We start from the raw sequence: 17745 nt of genomic DNA on the forward strand, positions 1-17745 counted from the left end.
TTATGAATTCATTTTTTGCGTGTCATCCTGTACAACATTCTTTTCAGCTTTTTTCAGTTGAACACCTTGTAACTTTAGCCATTATCGTGATCATAGGAACAGTTATTATTTTGTGTCGAAAGCAGCTGCGAAAAAAGAGGTTTGTGTTCGTTTTGCTTTCACTCGTTCTAATTGCTTCAGAAACGGCCTACCAGGCTTGGGAAATCGGATGTCATCAGTGGTCCGTTGAAACTTCTTTGCCTCTTCAGCTGAGTGATATAGTCGTGCTGCTGGCTGCTGTTATGCTGATAACCAAAAGCAGATTTCTTTTTTATTTTGTGTACTTCGCAGGAATCAGCAGCTCTGTTCAAGTGATGATTACCCCAGACCTTGGCGGCTATGCGTATGCCCAGTTTCGCTATGTGCAGTTCTATGTATCGCATGGCGGTGTGGTACTTGCTTGCTGTATGCTAATTGCTGCCTGCAGATATGAGCCGACGTTTCGTTCTTTATGGGTAAGCGTAGTATTTGTTAATCTGTACGGAGGTTTTATCTATGTCATGAATCGTTTACTGGGTGCGAATTATTTATACATGATGAAAAAGCCAGAGCACGCTTCCTTGCTGGATGTTCTTGGACCTCATCCTTGGTATTTAGTATGGATTGAAGGAATCATGATTCTTAGTTTTCTTGTCCTTTATCTTCCGTTTTGGGTACATAAAAAAATTAAAGGTGATAAAAGCAAAGTCAATTTTATTGAAGTAGAATGATAATACTGGTAATTTATAAGTGTAAACGAACTCGGATTTCCTGAAGGAAAAGGAAAGAATGAGTGAACAAGCCGTGAGAGGCAAGCGTAAAAAATAGAAAAGAAAAAAGCAAGCACAGACATCAGAAGGAGAGTATCAAAATGAAAACACTGGTTATTTTAGCGCATCCAAATCTAGCATCTTCTCGTATTAATAAAGCGTGGGCAGAGCGAGTAAAAAAAGAGGAGGATGTGTACGTTCATGATTTATACGCAAACTATCCCGATTTCAAAATTGATGTAGAAAAAGAGCAGGAGTTAGCTGTTCAATTCGATCGTATTGTTTTTCAATTTCCATTTTACTGGTACAGCTCACCAGCACTCTTAAAAGAGTGGCAAGATGTTGTTTTAACATACGGATGGGCTTATGGAAGCAAAGGTACTAAACTTCAGGGAAAAGAGTTTGTCGTAGCTACTTCGACAGGAGGCCCTGCAGAAGCTTATCAAGAAGGGGGATACAACCGTTACCCAATGAATCATCTGCTTCTTCCTTTCCAAGCTATGGCAAATTTAACAGGTATGAAGTTCCAAACTCCATTTTTATTTCAAGGAGCAGGCGGTGACCTGAGTGACAAAGTTATTCAAGATAGCGCAGAAAACTACGCTCAATTACTAAGATAATAAAAAAAGCCGCGTCAAAGCGGCTTTTTAATTTGCGTTTGTTCGTGAGAAAGAAGTAAGCAGCTTTTGAGGAGCAATATCTAATCCTTCAATCAGTAGTCCTGTCATAGCCGTTAGACTCCCGACTTCAAAAGATTCCCCAGCTCTCCAAAATGCTGATTCACCTTGTTTGATATAAATTTTCAGTCCGTTATCGCCAGCTACCCAGCCTTCCCCGTGAACGACTAAAAGAAGCTGTGGAATCGTAGCTTCTTGACGGGGGGTATAATCATTTTCTTGAAAAGATAAAAAGCTGATTTTGACATCTCCAGTATGAGAAAGTAATGGGTTTACTTTATAGGTAGAATGAAGAAAGGAACGCTCTTCTTCAGATTGAAAACCATATAATTTCATCATTTCATCTCCTTGACTAAAAAATATAAAAAAGAAGTCCTTCTCTTTTCATATACGCATACAGGAGAAAAAATAGAACTCCAAAGAAACAGCTGTTTTCTAGAAAACAACTCCATTTTATCTCCATTTTTTGTCGAAGCTGAAAATTTTTTGAAGGATAGGGAGGAAAAACAGAAGTTTTTTTGAATAGTATAAAAAAAGGTGTCCTCTAATGGACACCTTTTCCTAATTTAAAAATGACTGTAACGCTTGTTTGTTTTCTTCAAGGTCGATGCTTAAAACAGCACCAATACCGGATATTCGTTCATTTGAATAGGAACCTTCAACCGGTAAACGAAGAGATTTTAAATCTGGCTGATTTCCAACTAAAAAATCTTTTCCTATCACAATAAATGTTTTTGGCGGAATATTTGTATCCACATATGGATCAATGACACCCCATAGCTTAGGAGCTTTCGCCAGTGTCTTTACTTGAAGAGCTTCATCCATTAATTTACCAATCACTTCTTGTTGACGCTTCACGCGCCCGAAATCACTTTGGCTATCATGGCGGAATCGCACGTATCCTAGTAATTTATCTCCGTGAAGAGTTTGTTTTCCAGGTTTTAGCGTCATGCCAATTCCTGACGACATTTCATGTGGCACGGTAACCGTAATTCCCTCAGGGGCAATCGTATCGGCAACTTTAGAAAAACCTTTAAAATCAACAACGGCATAATAGTTTACATCTACGCCGAAATTTTCTTTAATTGTCTTACGCATTAATTCGGGCCCGCCAAATGCATAGGCTGAATTTAATTTGTTTTTGCCATGTCCAGGAATATCCACATATGAATCACGCATCAAAGAAACAATTTTAGGCTGATTGCTGTCTTTGTCATAATGAGCAATCATGATTGTATCGGCACGCGAATGTTCTTCACCGCGAGAGTCAATTCCGAGAAGCAGCACATTCATGCTATCTAAATTGGCACTTGCACCATTAAAATCAAACTGTCCATCTTTCCCAAAAGCTCCGTCTGCTTCTGCTAATCCTTGTTGGTATTGATAATACACATATGCACCAGCGGCGATTACAAGAATGAGAAAGAAAAGAAGTAGCTTTCTAAAGCGTTTCTTTTTTCTTTGCTTTTTTCTTTTATGTTGTTTACGTTCTGTACGTTCTTCCAAATGTCTCACCATCGCATTCAAAAATATTAATACTTTTTTGTTTAAAACCAATTATGCAAAAAATTATAAAACGACATAATAAAATTAACACTAAGGAATTAGATTAGCAAGTACGTTCACTAGTAAATCTGCGAAGACAGCTAAAATAAGAGAAGTGTACAAATAGAAGAAAGAGGAAATAAAGGTTATTTTTTTCGAGGATATTTGTTATAATCTATCATAGTTAGGGAAAAAGTTCTGTCTTTTAAGAAGGGTATAAGAGAAAAGTCTCTGTTTGTTGAGAATTAAATATAGGTCTAAGTGTAGAAAAAAGGAGTGAAGCGAATGAGTATATATGTGTCATCTTCGAACCTTGTGCTGATTCCAGAAGCGGCGTTAAGTCATTGGAAACCTTATGGCGCGGGGGAATTGACCGGAGCTATTATTTCAGGTAAGGATAGTGCTGAAATAATTAGAGAGCTTAATCAATCGTCTATTCTGCCTTTTACAAGTTTTTTCTATCGAAAGCATTTTGTTATTCTATTTGATAAAGAACAAGTGAAAAATCATTTTGAACAGCTGCTTTTATTATATAAATCTCAGGGCTATATTTTTTATTCTTCTACTTTATACGATGATCATTGGTCCCAGGTCCTTGAAGGAACCAAGCAGCTGCTAACGGTAAATGGACAAGTGGTACCGGTGCTTGAGCTTGAACAAAACGGTGAATTTGACGTTGTGCGTGATGAAGGTGGTCTTCACATTGTGATAGATGATGACGAAGACGAAGAGAAGCAGCTAGAAAAAAAAGTTCATGAGCTCCCGCTTGAAGAAGGTAGCTATTTTATTGGCGATCCGGGATTTGTTGAAAACCGAGACATGCTGGTAAAAGAATATTTTCCTAAAGGTACGTACGAATTTATTTATAGATACGGAGAAAATGGCTGGCTGATGAAAGTAAGTATTCAGCGAAAAGCGATTAAAGAGCAGCTTACTACTCTTCACGCGGCTTTGTCTTAACCTCTATTCATTGTACAATATTGCTAAATAACTATGTTATAATAGTAATATTGCACAATGAAAGGGGTTTTTTTAATGGAAGCACGTTTGCAAAAAGTCGTATCATGGCTGAAGGAAAAGAATGTAGAAACGGCCTTTATTTCGTCAACTGAAAACGTATTTTATTTAACTGGATTTCACACGGATCCGCATGAGCGTCTGCTTGGTTTATTTTTATTTAATGAAGCGGAGCCGATGCTTGTTTGTCCATCAATGGAAGTGGGTCAAGCAAAAGAAGCCGGCTGGAAATTTGATGTGATCGGATATGAAGACCATCAAAATCCTTGGGAACTTATTAAAGAAGCTTTACATAAACGAAACGTAATGGATGTGAAAAAAGTTGCTGTAGAGAAAGAGCAGCTGCTGTATGCGAGAGCTGAAGAACTGCTTAATTTATATCCAAATGCTGAGCTAGTCGGAGCAGAAGAGAAATTAAATCAGCTGCGTTTAATTAAAGATGAGCGTGAAGTTGAGATTCTGCAAAAGGCAGCTGCATTAGCTGATTTTGGCGTAGAAGTAGGCGTAGCTGCCTTAAAAGAAGGCGTTACGGAAATGGATGTTCTGGCTAAAATTGAATACGAGCTAAAGCGAAAAGGAATTCGTGAGATGTCGTTTTCAACGATGGTGTTATTTGGTGAAAAAACGGGAGAAGCGCACGGGAACCCAGGTCTTCGCACGTTAAAGCCAGGAGATATGGTTCTCTTCGATTTAGGTGTAGTGCTAGATGGATACTGTTCAGATATTACGCGTACAGTCGCGTACAAGTCGATTAATGATAAGCAAAAAGAAATCTATGAAACGGTACAGCGCGCCGAGCAGGCAGCTCTTGAAGCTTCCAAGCCTGGCACTCGCATTGGCGACTTGGACATGGTAGCACGGAATATTATTACAGAAGCAGGGTATGGAGAGTATTTCTTGCATCGTCTTGGTCATGGCCTTGGTATCAGCGTGCATGAGTTTCCTTCAATGAGCCGCAACAATGATGATGTGCTTCAAGAAGGCATGGTGTATACGATTGAACCGGGTATCTATATTCCAGGACTCGGAGGCGTGCGTATTGAAGATGATGTAATCATCACAAAAGATGGATACGAAACGTTAACGAAGTACCCAAAAGAATTACAAATTATTTCATAATAATGTCATAAAAAATAGAGGCTGCCATGGTGCAGGCTCTATTTTTTTATGGGAAAAGAAAAAATTGGTTAAAGTTTCTTGTTTGCTTCTTGAGACAATTTCATAGTATGTTACGAAACGATAACATTTCTATCACATTTTCTAAAAACTATATCGTAAGCGAGTGCGGTAGTATATGCTGTACAGTAGGGGACTTTTTAAGGTCGCAAGCAAGGAGGTTTTTTATGAGTAATTTTACAAAAGATGAAGAATTAATTATACATAAAGCAATAGATGTATTTGGTCAAAAGGACCGAATTGAAGATTATTCAGATGAACGAAAAAAGCATGGTATTCACGTTGTGGCATGTGAAAATCATCCGCGTCAAGACGTAACCGCGTATGCAACGCTCGGTGGACATCAATGTCCGACAGGTTATACAGTTGGAGGGATCCCGCTTCGAATTGAAATCGTTGGGGCTTGTCATGAGGAGTTCGGTATTTATTCTGCTATTTTAGCAAACTGTATTTTCCATATGATGAAATCTCATGTCTCCATTTTCCCAGGAGCTATTTATAAAGACGTTATTGCAGTCCTTGATGACAGCTTTCATATGCAGCACATTTTGCTGATTCCGCCGTTTTTATGGGATAATTTTTCAACGATTGAACTATCTGATAAAAAAGTAACGTTCCTGCAGGCCGTTCCGATTTCAGAAAATGAACGTGCTTTTGCACTTGAGTACGGAGTAGATTCGTTGCTAAGCCGCTTTGATGCTGAGCAGGTTAATGTCTTCAATTTAGAAAGAAGATCTGTTGTATAAACAAAAAGAGCGCCGACTGAGACGCTCTTTTTTGTTATTGATTAGTAGGTCAATTCTTTTTGAGGTATAGCTTTTTTATGACTCGTTTGGTAGCTGTGAAGCACCATGCCTGCTACGATAACTCCCATTCCAACCCAAGAAAGAATCGATGGCAAAGGACTTGATAGAAGGAAGACCTCTCCTAGCAGGGCAAATAAAACTTCCATCGATTGTGTAGCTTCAACTGCACCTAACTTGTGAGAATCTTTTTTCACAAGGTCAGTTGCCGCAAAAAATAAAATCGTTGCACACACTCCTGAAAGTAAAGCAACTAAACTGCTTTGATACATCTGAGTTGGTTTTGGTAGTCCATCGGTCAAGTAGGCATAGACAGAAAGAATAATCCAAAACGGCAGGCTTGAAAGCGTCATTCCAAGCACGCGCTGAAACGTATTAAGCGACGACAGCTCCATCATCTTACGGTTGCCAAGCGGATACGCAAAAGACGCAATTAAAATCGGAATCGTACAAAGCAAGGCAGTAGCCGCCGACAGTTCAGTCGCATGCTCAAGCTGCATGAGCACAACTCCTATTAAAATAATAAACGAAAAACCTAGCTGCTTGAAAGGAATGGCTCCTCGCTTTTTTCCTTCCTTGTAAAACAAAGGAGCTAGGAGAGACCCCGATAAAATCGTGATTTGCCAAGTTCCTGCAATAAGCCAGCCGGGACCGTAGGCGGAAGCAAAACAAAGAGGAGCGTAAAATAAGCCAAATCCGACCGTGCTCCATAGCAGCCATTTTTGCGGCTGGGCTTTTATTTCTGCCACCACAGGTTTGATGCCACCCCAAAAATAAACAAGCATAAGCAAAAGAGGTACCATAAAAAAATAGCGTAGAGATGCGCTCCACGCCCAGCTGCCTCCAGATAAATCCATCGCTCGATTTAAAACGAATGTAAAAGCAAAAAAGAATGATGCAGCAACGCCTAATAAAAGAGGCTTCACTTTGCTTCCTCCTCACTTGTCAGCGCTTCACCTAGCGTCAGCCAGTTTGTTTCGACAAGCTGTGATGTCAGTGCGGAATCTTTTTGACGGCAAGCATTTATGATTTCTTTGTGCTGATCAACGGAAGCAAGGCTAGCAAGAGAAGAAAAGCGAGCGATTTCCAGACGTTGAATTTTGGCGCTTGTTTGTTTTACAACACGTTCTAGCTCTAAATTATTCGCCCGGTTTAAAAAAACGGAATGAAATGCTTCATCCGCTTCGATCGCTTTCAGTACATTTCTTGTTTTGATTGCATGTTCTAGAGATTGATTATGTTTGATTAGTTCGCCCATATCTTCTTCTTGTAACGAAGTACAAGCCAGCTTAGCAGCAAGTGCATGAAGAGCTGCGACGACAATAAAGGATTGTTTTGCCTCCTCAAGGTTTAATGGAGCCACTTTTGTAGAAGAACCAGGTGTCGTTTGTACAAGGCCTTCATCTTCGAGCCTTTTTAATGCTTCTCGAACAGGAGTGCGGCTAACTCCAAATTGCTCAGCCAGTTCTTTATCCTGAAGCTTTTGTTCCGGCTGAAATTCAAGCATAACGATATTGTGTTTAAGTGTTTGATAGACTTCCTCCCGTAGGGAAAGTCGTTTGAGAGGTTGAATGTTATTTTTCATAAAACCAATATATCGCATATCACATTAAATAACAATGTGAAAATTAAAAAACTTCGTCTAAAAAGCAGACAGCTGCTTTTTAGATGAAGAGCTTAATTACTGCTGCGCAAAGATTTAGATAAGATGCGCGCAATTGCTTTGCTGTGCTCAACCTGCGTTTTTTTGGACTCTTTTCGTTCAAGAGCTACTTTTTGAAGGCTTTTTTCTTCTTCAGTTTGAGCAATAATTTGAGGAACGGGAGCAGGCTTCCCATTTTCTAATGCGACGAAGGTAAGAAAAGAAGTAGCAGCAATACGTTTAATGCCCGTTAACAAATTTTCGGCAATGACTTTAACAAAAATAATCATGGAACTTTTTCCTGTGACAACAACGAATGCCTCATATGAAATAAAATCTTCTTCTGTGACGGGCTCGATAAAGTCAACATGATCAATGGAAGCTGTAACACACGACTTTCTGGAATGTTTAGCTGCTGAAAGAGAAGCCGTCATGTCCATGTCAGCGACAATTTTGCCGCCAAAAAGGGTGTGGTGATTGTTTAGGTCATTTGGAAAAATGTGCTGTGATTTGACTACTCGTGAGACGCTGCAAAGTACTGCTTTTTCACTCATTGAAAACACTCCTTCAAACTGTTTATATGGTTTAATGTATGTTGACTACTTGTTCTTATGTATACAAGTTATAGAAAGCCCTTTCGTAAAAAGCTCTTCAAAAGCTTCTATATGGTAAAATAGAACAAATATGAAAGAGAGGATGAGAGCATGAACTTAACGCAATTTTTTAGAAGAAAATATACGGATTCCCCTACACCTTTAGAAAAGCTATCGGTTTTATCTCAGCAGTTAAACGGACCTTCAATTTATATGAAGCGCGATGATATGCTTGGACTGACAGGGGGCGGAAATAAGACGCGTAAGCTTGAATATCTAGTAGCTGATGCAAAAGCACAAGGGGCAGACGTGCTTGTAACGTGCGGTGCGATACAATCCAATCACTGTCGTTTGACGCTTGCTGCTGCCGTAAAAGAGCAAATGAAATGCGTGCTCGTATTAGAAGAAGTGGAAAATAAAGCAAGTGATCAGCCGACGGGAAACTATTTTCTTTATCATTTATTAGGGGCTCATGACATGCGGTTTGTCGCTGAAGGTTCGGATTTGACAGCGGAAATGGAAAAAGTAGCGCGCGAGCTAAGTGAAAAAGGTCATAAGCCGTACCTAATCCCCGTAGGAGGTTCAAATGTTATCGGTGCAACAGGCTACGCTGCCTGCGCACAGGAGCTGCTTATGCAAAGCTATGAGCAACAAATAAAGCTTAGCCACGTAGTTTGCACAAGCGGAAGCGGAGGCATGCACGCAGGGCTAGTGGCAGGCTTTCAAGGCCTTCAAAGCGGGGTGTCTGTTATTGGAATGAATGTGAGTCGTGCTAAAGAAGAGCAAGAAATGAAAGTTGCCAAGCTGACGAGTGAACTTTATGATCATTTACATAGCAAAACGCCTTTTAAAAAAGAAGATATTGTTTGTATGGATGAATATGTCGGTCCAGGCTATGCTGTTCCAACAGAAGAGATGGTGGAAGCAGTCAAACTTGTGGCCGGTACGGAAGGAATTTTATTGGATCCTGTGTATACGGGAAAAGCGATGGCCGGCCTAATTGATTTAATTCGAAAAGGTTATTTTAAAAAAGATGAGAATGTGGTGTTCATTCACTCCGGGGGTTCACCAGCTCTTTATGCATATACATCGGTTTTTTCATAAAAAAGCAAGGGAGTCGACTCCCTTGCCTTTTTAGTTTATATAGGAATAGTAAGTGAAAACGTCACTCCGGCGTCTGTGTTTTCAGCCGTAATGGCTGCATCGTGCATCGTAACAATACGCTTTACGATACTTAGGCCAATACCGAATTCACCGTTTGCTCCTTTTTTAAACGGTTCAAACAAGTGTTGAAGCACGCTTTGATCAATCGGCGGACCATCGTTGCTGATGGTACATTGAACGTTCGTTTGGTGTTTAGTAAGTGAAAGTGAAACCTTCGTATCAGCATAGCGCAGCTGATTGTCGAGTACATTTTCAAGGACTTTTGTCCACAGCTCTTTGTCTCCTTTAATCGTTGCATTTACGTCGTCAAATTCCCACTGTATTTCAGGGCGCCTCCACCGCAAGCGATCCACTACTTCATGAAGTAGTGCAGTAAAATCAAAGTCGTCTTGTGCAAGCTGGTGAGTGGACATATAGTCAAGCTTGGTTAAGTAAAGCAAATCGCGGATTTTTTTCTCAAGATTTTTGGATTCATCTTCAATGACTTTTACCGTTTGGGATAAATCACCTTTTGGATAAATGCCGTCTTGAATCGACTGAGCGTAGCTTTGAATAACCATTACCGGTGTTTTTAAATCATGTGAAATATTTTGAAGCAGCGTTTGCTGTGCTTCATCTTTAGATACGAGCCTTTTGCGCATTTGCTCGATGGACGCGCCTAGCTTGCCGATTTCATCGGAACGGTTGACTGTAACAGGTTCATGCCAATTTTGTTCGGCGATTTTTTTTACATCTTTTTCAAGCGATACAAGCGGCTTGCTTAAGTATCTTGATAGCCAAATAGATGGAAGCCAGCTGAATAGAAATACAATTGAAATGACAAGAAGCAGCTGTTTAAAAAGAGTAGAAGTGAGCGCGTTGCGATACGTATCCCACGAAAATGAAAGTAAAAAAGCAGGCTGTCCGTTTACGCTTACTTTTCGAATCACATAAAAAAGCGTCCGGTTGCCGAGATCTTTTTCATAGCGAGCGACGATTTTTCGCTGACTGATTGCATCTTCCTGTGCTTTTCTCAAAAAGTCTTGAGGCAACACCCGTGATGAAAAATAAGAGATATCCGCATGTTCAGGCAATAAAATATGATCCACGGTTCGATTGCCAAGCGTTGGTTCACTGTCTTCATTGCTAAAGTAGTATTCACCTGAGCGGCTTGGCAGGCCGTATTCTTTTAAAATATGCTGTTCATTTTCAATAGTGGTATAAATTTCATTCGTGAAGAACTGCCTGAGCGTCGTTGGGAATAAAATAGCGAGCAAAATTGAAATGAGCAGTAAAATACCCGAGATGACGAGCCAAATTTGAAATGCAAGCGACTTGTTTTTCATGCTTTCATCATCCGGTATCCGTATCCGTAAATCGTTTCAATTCGTGCTTGCGGCATTTTTTTACGCACGCGCCTCACTAAATCATCCACCACTCGGTCTGTGCCGAAATAATCTTCTCCCCAAATGAGATTCAACAGCTGCTCCCTTGAAAAAGCCTGTCCAAGGTCTTTTGAGATAGTGACAAGAAAATCAAATTCTTTAGACGTCAAATCAATCGGCTTTCCATTTTCACTGACTGTACGCGTATGTAAATCGATTTCATAAGGAGTCAGCGTAATGGTATCGGTTTTCTTTTGATTGGAACCATATACGAGGTTTAGCAGTTTGTTTGCTCGAATAACTAGTTCACGAGGCAAAAAAGGCTTTGATAAATAGTCGTCGCTGCCCATTTCAAGTCCAAGAACCCGGTCAATATCGGCATCGCGTGCTGAAATGAAAATAACAGGCACATGTGGCGTTTGCTGCTTGATTTCGCGAATGAGCTGATACCCGTCAATATCAGGCAGCATAATATCTAAAATCCACAGGTGCGGAGGAGTTGCAATCATTTCTTTTGCGTCCGTGCCGTTAAAAAATGAGCGAACGTCCCAGCCTTCTTTTTGAAGGTAAAGGGTTAAAACTTCGTTTAAATTTTGTTCATCCTCTACTAAATATAGTGTAAAGCTCAAATTTGACACCTTCCTCTGAATATATGAAAATTAAGGTAAATAAAGCATATTACGCCATCTATGCGCGTTTCTTTAAAGGTTTATGTACCCGCTATTATACTACGTGTTTGCTGTTATAAAGAAATTTTTCACAATTTCACATATTGTTTTGATACTTATCCCAAACTTTTATTTTATAGTATAGATAACATAAAATTTGCTACGTTAAAAGGAGTGATTTTCATGGATCCACGTGATTATGAAAGAGAGGAAGAACGAAAAGAAGAATATGAAAACCGCCAGCGGCGCTATGATCAGTATCAGCCTGCGTCATCATCACAGCCTCCAAAAAGACGCTTATTTCCAGTGATCGCATCTTCCATCGCGGGAGCAGTGCTAGGGGGAGGAATTGTGCTATACGGCGCTCCGCAGCTAGGGTTAATGGATTCAGCGGATACGCATACAGTGAATCAAACAACGCAGACTCAAACCGCAACAACAACGAGCACAACGCCTCGAACAGTAAGCACCACCGTGAATCAGTCAGATCTTGTTTCAGTTGTAAATAAAGTATCAGCCGCTGTTGTAGGCGTGAACAACATCCAGCAGCAAACAAATCCATTTTCTGGAGATACCCAAACGCAAGAAGCAGGAACGGGTTCCGGTGTTATTTTCAAAAAAGAAAATGGAAAAGCATACGTTGTAACAAATAACCACGTTATCGATGGCGCAAGCGAAGTAGAAGTGTCACTTTCAAACGGGCAAAAAGAAAAAGCTAAAATTGTGGGAGCTGATGCGCTAACGGATTTAGCGGTGCTTGAAATGTCCGACAAAAATGTTGAACAAGTGGCGAAGTTCGGAAAATCATCAGATTTAGTGGCGGGTGAAACGGTTCTTGCAATCGGAAACCCTCTTGGTGAACAATTTTCTCGTACGGTCACACAAGGTATCGTGAGCGCAGCAAAACGCTCTGTCCCTATTTCAGAGAATTGGAACGTAGATGCAATTCAAACGGATGCGGCGATTAATCCAGGAAACAGCGGCGGTGCCTTGATCAATTCTTCCGGTGAAGTAGTTGGTATCAACAGTATGAAAATTTCAGAAGACAATGTAGAAGGAATCGGCTTTGCTCTTCCAAGTGATGAAGTGCAGCCAACAATTGAACAGCTGATGAAAAACGGAAAAATAACGCGTCCATATATGGGGGTAGGTCTTCAAGATGTAGGTCAGCTTTCAGCTGCAACAAAACAAGATCAGCTAGGCCTAACAAGCGATACGTCTGAAGGAGTTGTCGTAACGACGGTTGAACCGTTCTCTTCTGCTTCTGATGCTGGTTTACAATCAAAAGACGTGATTGTTGCCATCGATGGAAATGAAGTCAAAACATCCAGTGATTTACGTCAATATCTATACACAAAACGCAAAGTAGGAGACACGGTAAAATTAGACGTGTACCGAAATGGAAAAAAACAAACTATTTCTCTGAAGCTTTCAGAGCAGCAGGATAACAATGGATGAGTTCAGCACCGTTAAAGCTGCTGCTAGCAGTATTAACAGCGTTCGGATTTTTAACAGGCTGCGGAGGGAAGCATTCAAAAACGATGTTTCCTTCTGTAGAAATTAGTCAGCTATCTTCTGCCAAAGAAGTGGCAGCGTATGAAGGAGGAAAGGTGACAGGAGCTGAATTCAATCGTTTTTTAGCAGTTGAAGGGTTCTTAAATCCCGATGCGCCGCTAAATGATACAAGCTACCGCAAAGAGTTGTTGCGGCAGCTTGTCATGCAAAAAATCTTAATTTCGCATCTAAAGACAAGTGACAGGGTACAGAAAAAAGTCGAGGATATGTGGAAACAAATCAAACGTTCATATGACGAAGATACAAGAAAACAAGGCTATGAAGTCTTGCATATTCGTTCTAGCGATGTAACTAAACAGCTAATAAATCAGTTTAAATTAGAAGAATATTTCCGTAAACAAATTACGTCTGATGAACTAGACGCTTACTATACACGTATTGAGAACGATGTAACGAGCGTATCTTTTTCGCAGCTAACTTTTACAACTTTACATGATGCCGAGACCGTTGCGGCTGAGCTGCAAAAAGGAACATCGCTTCAAGACGTTCAAAAAAAATATGCTGATGTCCAGACCATCAGCAAAATAGAGAATGATGATAATCTAAAGCTTTCGAATCTATCTCCCTCTTTTATAGATGTTTTAAAAAAACAGCACATCGGAGAGTGTAGTAAGCCCATTAAAATGGGTAAAGTCTATTATATTCTTATTTTAAAACAAAAAGATAAAAAAACGGAATCAGAAGTCAAAGAAGAAATGATGAAAGAACTTGTTTTGAATCATATCAACCGGTATATCCAGGATCAACTGCCAAGGTTTCACGTGACTTTCAGCCTTAGGTAGTTCCCTTTTATATAGATTGATTGTTTTCAAAAAACAAGCAGGTAAAAGAGCTTTCTATTAATAGAGAGCTCTTTTACATTTTTAAGTAGACAGAAATGTCGGTACCTGATAGAATGAAGTTGTAAAACTTTCATTATTCGGAAAATTTATACCCTCCAGCTTTGGAGGGTTATTTTTTATGCTTTTGGACGAATAAAAGAGGCTAGGACAGAAGTAGTTTAGTGGAAAGAAGATCCGAACGATGAATCGTTCGGATCTTTTCGTTAGTACGGTGAACGTATGTTTCAATCACTTTTCATCTTTTAAATGACTCAATAATGCAGAAGACATCTCCACGTGAGAAAGGGCGATGTGTGAAATCGTTTTGGCATAAGGTGTAATTTCGTTAATAAATTGCTCGAGTACGTGCAGGTGAGGAAGCTGAAGCTTTGTAATGAAGCAAGCCTGTCCGGCGATGCGTTCACAGAATAAAGCATAGGGATACTGAGAAATAAATCTTTTAAAACGCTCGTGCTCTCCGTTTTTCATGGTTACTTCAATAAAACACGAGACGGGCAACTGCAGCTTTTCATAATCAATATCGATTGTATATCCTTTTATAATACCAAAGCTCTCTAGCTGTCTTACTCGCTCTGCCACTGAAGGAGGAGACAGGTTAATTTGTTTTCCTAGCTCTCTTAAGGAAAGACGGCTGTTTTGCTGCAGTGCCTGCAAAATCGATAAATCAATTTCATCAATTTTCAATTGAAAACCTTCTTTCATATTAATGTTTTATTTGATTAGTAATAGCAGATAATATGTTTTATTTGTTATCTGAAATCTCCATTTTTCTTACTATAATAATTAAAAAGGAGTGAGTAAAAAATGGCAAGAGTTTTGTTAACAAACGAAGAGGGAACAAATTTTGAAAAAGCACTGAATTTAATTCCAGATGTAAAAAGGTTGTATGATGAGCTATACGACAAGCTTTGGAACAGTGATATAGTAAAAAGAGAGACTAAGGAAAAAATCAGGCTTTATCTAGCAGGTGTTAACGGCTGTGAGACGTGTATGAGCATGTCATATGTAGGCGATAAGACGCTTAATCAAAAAGTGTTAAGAGAAAAAGAGCTGGAAGAAAAAGATCGACTGCTGTTTCGATTTATAGATGTATACCGAGTGCGTCCAAGGGATTTGACGGATGCTGATATGGATCAATTAAAGAAATTTTACAGTGATACGCAGCTATTAGAGCTTTTGGCTGTTATTAATTTGTTTGATCAATTTCACAAACTGATTGTCAGTTTAGATTTATATGATTTTTGCAGTTTGCAGCGCAAGTGATGTCTTCCCTAAAAATATCTTGACAGACAAAATCCACAGGAGTAAGATAGCTTTCGTGAAGTGAAACGTATCATGAATCGAATCGATTATTCTAAAAAATAGATCATAGACATTTGAATAAAAATCGCTTAATCCATTACGGAGCGGAGGACCCATTATTTACGCACATATTGTGCTCCGGGGTGAATCCTTAAAAAGGTAGGGTTACTCTTAAAACCCGAACCCGACAGCTAACTTCGCAAGCGTTTTGAGGGGGAAGAGTGTGAAAAAACACAGGAGCCTTCCTGTGTTTTTTTGCGCTTTTTTTAAGAAAAACATGTAATTTTTTAGAAAAAGTATAAGCTAAGAGAACACACAGCAGTTGAAGAAAGGAATAAATACATTATGAAAAAACAGTTTGCTGTATTGGGATTAGGTCGTTTTGGAGGCAGTTTGGTTGAAGAGTTTGCTAATTTGGATGTGGATGTGCTCGCTATTGACCGCAATCAGGAGGTAGTAAAGAAATATAGCAACTCAGCTACATATGTCGTGCAAGCGAACGCAATTGATGAAGCTAGCTTAAAAGGGCTAGGCATTCGTAACGTTGATCATGCTCTTATTTCGTTTGGAGACGATATCGAAGCAAGCGTGCTTGCAACGATGCTTTTAAAAGATATGGGCGTTAAGCAAGTATGGGTAAAAGCGGTGAATATGTATCATCAAAAAGTGCTGGAGAAAATAGGAGCGGACAAAGTCATTCATCCTGAGCGCGATATTGCGAAGCGGATTGCTCATCACGTGGTGTCAGAAAAAATTATTGACTATATTGAACTGTCTAAAGACTATAGTATTGTTGAAATTGTCGCTTCTAAGAAACTTCATAATAAAACGCTGTTTGATTTAAATATTCGTGCAAAGTACGGCTGTAATATTATCGGTTTTCAGCGAAAAGACGGGGAAATGGTGATTTCGCCTACGGCGCATGAAACAATTGAACAAGGAGATATGCTGATTGTTATCGGACATAATCGCGATTTAAACCGTTTTGAAGAAGAAGGAGTTTAACTTATGAAAAAAAAAATTGTTAGGCTTACGCCGCCGCAGCTGCTTGTCTCCATTTTTGGCGGAGGAATTATTATTGGTGCTCTTTTATTAATGATGCCTTTTTCTACTACTGAGCCAATCCGGTGGGTAGACGCCCTTTTTACATCTACTTCCGCTATGACAGTGACCGGCTTAGCCGTCGTAGATACAGGTACGCGTTTTACCGTCATCGGTCAAACGATTATTATGCTGTTAATTCAAATAGGCGGTCTTGGCATTATGTCATTTGCCGTGCTGATTTTTATGATGCTAGGTAAAAAAATTGGATTTAAAGAGCGTATGCTCGTTCAGCAGGCATTAAATCAAACGAGCGTCGGCGGAGTTGTCCTGCTAGTTAAAAGGCTGTTTATCTTTTCATTTTTAATTGAGTTTGTTGCACTTATCTTTTTAGCGATACGCTGGGTTCCGGAATTCGGATGGTCTAAGGGGCTATTCTTTAGCTTGTTTCATTCAATTTCAGCTTTTAATAACGCAGGGTTCGGACTATTATCTGACAGCTTAGTTCAGTATGTAGGAGATCCTATTATTAACATAACGATTTCCTTTTTGTTTATTATTGGTGGGTTAGGATTTACCGTTCTTGCTGATATGTGGGTAAAAAAATCGTATAAAAAACTAACGCTGCATTCAAAAATTATGATTATCAGCACGTTTGCCATTAACATGATTGCCATGCTTTTTATTTTTTTCTTAGAGTACGGCAATTCACATACACTTGGAAGTTTGTCATTAGGAGACAAAGTGTGGGCGTCTTATTTTCAAGCGGTAACAACACGCACAGCAGGTTTTAATAGTATCGATATAGGAAGTCTACATGATTCCACCATATTTTTAATGGTTATGTTAATGTTCATAGGTGCAGGGAGTGCGTCAACAGGAGGAGGTATTAAACTAACAACGTTTGTGGTGATTGTCTTTTCTGTATGGGCATTTTTACGAAGCAGGGAAGATATTGTGCTGTTAAAGAGACGGCTTCTTCCTCTTCATGTGTTTAAGGCACTAGCCATTACGATGATTTCGATTATGTTTGTGTTTGGGGCCATTTTTCTATTAAATATCTCAGAAAACCTGCCGTTTATAAAAATTATGTTTGAAGTGGTTTCTGCGTTTGGAACAGTGGGGTTATCGATGGGAGCAACTCCTGAGCTTTCATACTTTGGACGCGTGATTATTATCTTTATCATGTTTTTAGGAAAAGTGGGGCCATTAACCCTTGCGTTTTCATTATCTAAGCAAAAGCGTGAAGCCGTTCGCTATCCAAACGAAGATATAATGCTAGGATAGAAAAATCGCCTTCGATGAGGCGATTTTTTTATATTATTTATACGTTCAAGACATATAAGAGGTTACGCACAAAACAGTTGCGATGAATAAAAAGAAGGCAAAAACAAGAACAATGGGCAATTTGGAATGTCGGCGCATTAAAGCCCCTCCTTTTTTATAGTAAAAAAATCTCTTACTATATATAACGAAAGAAACAAAAATATGATTCACTTTTTTTGGCGAAATTTGAAGGTTTTTCTCATTGGAAAAATCCGCACCCCT

General features: G+C 39.5%; 19 protein-coding genes and 1 riboswitch. Of the genes, 11 read left to right on the plus strand and 8 right to left on the minus strand.

Features of this window, described 5'->3' with window-relative positions:
• The first annotated feature begins 2 nt into the window (after window positions 1–2).
• The gene (locus ACXAE4_RS08355; RefSeq protein WP_289578297.1) at window positions 3–749 is read left to right on the plus strand and encodes a YwaF family protein; all 747 of its coding nucleotides are present in this window, start codon (window positions 3–5) and stop codon (window positions 747–749) included.
• Window positions 750–889: 140 nt separating this feature from the next.
• Window positions 890–1408, plus strand: a complete 519-nt coding sequence (locus tag ACXAE4_RS08360; RefSeq protein ID WP_028415029.1) for an NAD(P)H-dependent oxidoreductase — start codon at window positions 890–892, stop codon at window positions 1406–1408.
• A 27-nt stretch (window positions 1409–1435) separates the two neighbouring features.
• Here the strand turns inward: ACXAE4_RS08360 and ACXAE4_RS08365 are convergent, their stop codons facing one another.
• Complete coding sequence (locus ACXAE4_RS08365; protein ID WP_028415028.1) at window positions 1436–1801, minus strand: hypothetical protein; 366 nt, start codon at window positions 1799–1801, stop codon at window positions 1436–1438.
• 225 nt (window positions 1802–2026) lie between these two features.
• Window positions 2027–2983: an LCP family protein gene (locus ACXAE4_RS08370; protein WP_372454540.1), complete on the minus strand. Its 957-nt coding sequence runs from the start codon at window positions 2981–2983 to the stop codon at window positions 2027–2029.
• Window positions 2984–3295: 312 nt separating this feature from the next.
• On the opposite strand from ACXAE4_RS08370, the gene ACXAE4_RS08375 reads away from it, so the two are divergent.
• The 3 genes from ACXAE4_RS08375 (at window position 3296) to ACXAE4_RS08385 (ending at window position 5949) form a co-directional block, all read left to right on the plus strand.
• Window positions 3296–3970 (plus strand): hypothetical protein, encoded by a 675-nt coding sequence (locus ACXAE4_RS08375; RefSeq protein WP_028415026.1) that lies wholly within the window; start codon window positions 3296–3298, stop codon window positions 3968–3970.
• Between the two features lie 75 nt (window positions 3971–4045).
• The gene (locus ACXAE4_RS08380; protein ID WP_033579912.1) at window positions 4046–5146 is read left to right on the plus strand and encodes a M24 family metallopeptidase; all 1101 of its coding nucleotides are present in this window, start codon (window positions 4046–4048) and stop codon (window positions 5144–5146) included.
• A 224-nt stretch (window positions 5147–5370) separates the two neighbouring features.
• Window positions 5371–5949, plus strand: coding sequence for a suppressor of fused domain protein (locus ACXAE4_RS08385; RefSeq protein ID WP_013084584.1), 579 nt, complete (start codon window positions 5371–5373; stop codon window positions 5947–5949).
• A gap of 41 nt (window positions 5950–5990) precedes the next feature.
• Here the strand turns inward: ACXAE4_RS08385 and ACXAE4_RS08390 are convergent, their stop codons facing one another.
• The 3 genes from ACXAE4_RS08390 to ACXAE4_RS08400 all read right to left on the minus strand — a co-directional run bounded on the left by ACXAE4_RS08390 (window position 5991) and on the right by ACXAE4_RS08400 (window position 8202).
• Window positions 5991–6932 (minus strand): DMT family transporter, encoded by a 942-nt coding sequence (locus ACXAE4_RS08390; RefSeq protein ID WP_028415024.1) that lies wholly within the window; start codon window positions 6930–6932, stop codon window positions 5991–5993.
• The gene (locus tag ACXAE4_RS08395; protein ID WP_028415023.1) at window positions 6929–7609 is read right to left on the minus strand and encodes a GntR family transcriptional regulator; all 681 of its coding nucleotides are present in this window, start codon (window positions 7607–7609) and stop codon (window positions 6929–6931) included. The genes ACXAE4_RS08390 and ACXAE4_RS08395 overlap by 4 nt, the downstream gene beginning before the upstream one ends.
• A gap of 74 nt (window positions 7610–7683) precedes the next feature.
• Window positions 7684–8202, minus strand: coding sequence for an acyl-CoA thioesterase (locus tag ACXAE4_RS08400; protein ID WP_154973201.1), 519 nt, complete (start codon window positions 8200–8202; stop codon window positions 7684–7686).
• A gap of 150 nt (window positions 8203–8352) precedes the next feature.
• Between ACXAE4_RS08400 and cuyA the strand changes: the two genes are divergently transcribed.
• Window positions 8353–9345 (plus strand): D-cysteate sulfo-lyase, encoded by a 993-nt coding sequence (gene cuyA, locus ACXAE4_RS08405; protein ID WP_475235839.1) that lies wholly within the window; start codon window positions 8353–8355, stop codon window positions 9343–9345.
• A 35-nt stretch (window positions 9346–9380) separates the two neighbouring features.
• Here cuyA and ACXAE4_RS08410 read toward each other — a convergent pair whose 3' ends face one another.
• Entirely contained in the window at window positions 9381–10730 is a 1350-nt protein-coding gene (locus ACXAE4_RS08410) for a sensor histidine kinase (protein ID WP_028415020.1), read from the minus strand.
• A complete protein-coding gene (locus ACXAE4_RS08415) occupies window positions 10727–11398 on the minus strand; it encodes a response regulator transcription factor (protein ID WP_028415019.1) in 672 nt (223 codons plus the stop codon). Before ACXAE4_RS08415 ends, ACXAE4_RS08410 begins: the two co-directional genes overlap by 4 nt.
• 222 nt (window positions 11399–11620) lie before the next feature.
• On the opposite strand from ACXAE4_RS08415, the gene ACXAE4_RS08420 reads away from it, so the two are divergent.
• Together ACXAE4_RS08420 and ACXAE4_RS08425 are read left to right on the plus strand one after the other, a co-directional pair.
• Complete coding sequence (locus ACXAE4_RS08420) at window positions 11621–12895, plus strand: S1C family serine protease (RefSeq protein ID WP_028415018.1); 1275 nt, start codon at window positions 11621–11623, stop codon at window positions 12893–12895.
• Window positions 12892–13794, plus strand: coding sequence for a peptidyl-prolyl cis-trans isomerase (locus ACXAE4_RS08425; RefSeq protein ID WP_289578293.1), 903 nt, complete (start codon window positions 12892–12894; stop codon window positions 13792–13794). Before ACXAE4_RS08420 ends, ACXAE4_RS08425 begins: the two co-directional genes overlap by 4 nt.
• A gap of 288 nt (window positions 13795–14082) precedes the next feature.
• On the opposite strand, the gene ACXAE4_RS08430 is transcribed toward ACXAE4_RS08425, so the two are convergent.
• Window positions 14083–14538, minus strand: a complete 456-nt coding sequence (locus ACXAE4_RS08430; protein ID WP_028415016.1) for an Lrp/AsnC family transcriptional regulator — start codon at window positions 14536–14538, stop codon at window positions 14083–14085.
• A 120-nt stretch (window positions 14539–14658) separates the two neighbouring features.
• On the opposite strand from ACXAE4_RS08430, the gene ACXAE4_RS08435 reads away from it, so the two are divergent.
• From ACXAE4_RS08435 to ACXAE4_RS08445, 3 genes are all read left to right on the plus strand, one after another.
• Window positions 14659–15117 carry a carboxymuconolactone decarboxylase family protein gene (locus ACXAE4_RS08435; protein ID WP_028415015.1) on the plus strand — a complete coding sequence of 153 codons (459 nt, stop codon included), beginning with the start codon at window positions 14659–14661 and terminating at the stop codon, window positions 15115–15117.
• 115 nt (window positions 15118–15232) lie between these two features.
• Window positions 15233–15377, plus strand: a riboswitch (cyclic di-AMP (ydaO/yuaA leader).
• 124 nt (window positions 15378–15501) lie between these two features.
• Window positions 15502–16161 carry a potassium channel family protein gene (locus ACXAE4_RS08440; protein ID WP_098999628.1) on the plus strand — a complete coding sequence of 220 codons (660 nt, stop codon included), beginning with the start codon at window positions 15502–15504 and terminating at the stop codon, window positions 16159–16161.
• A 3-nt stretch (window positions 16162–16164) separates the two neighbouring features.
• Window positions 16165–17484 carry a TrkH family potassium uptake protein gene (locus ACXAE4_RS08445; protein ID WP_154973208.1) on the plus strand — a complete coding sequence of 440 codons (1320 nt, stop codon included), beginning with the start codon at window positions 16165–16167 and terminating at the stop codon, window positions 17482–17484.
• Window positions 17485–17745: the final 261 nt, after the last annotated feature.

Source organism: Priestia sp. ABM2_011, assembly GCF_056158845.1.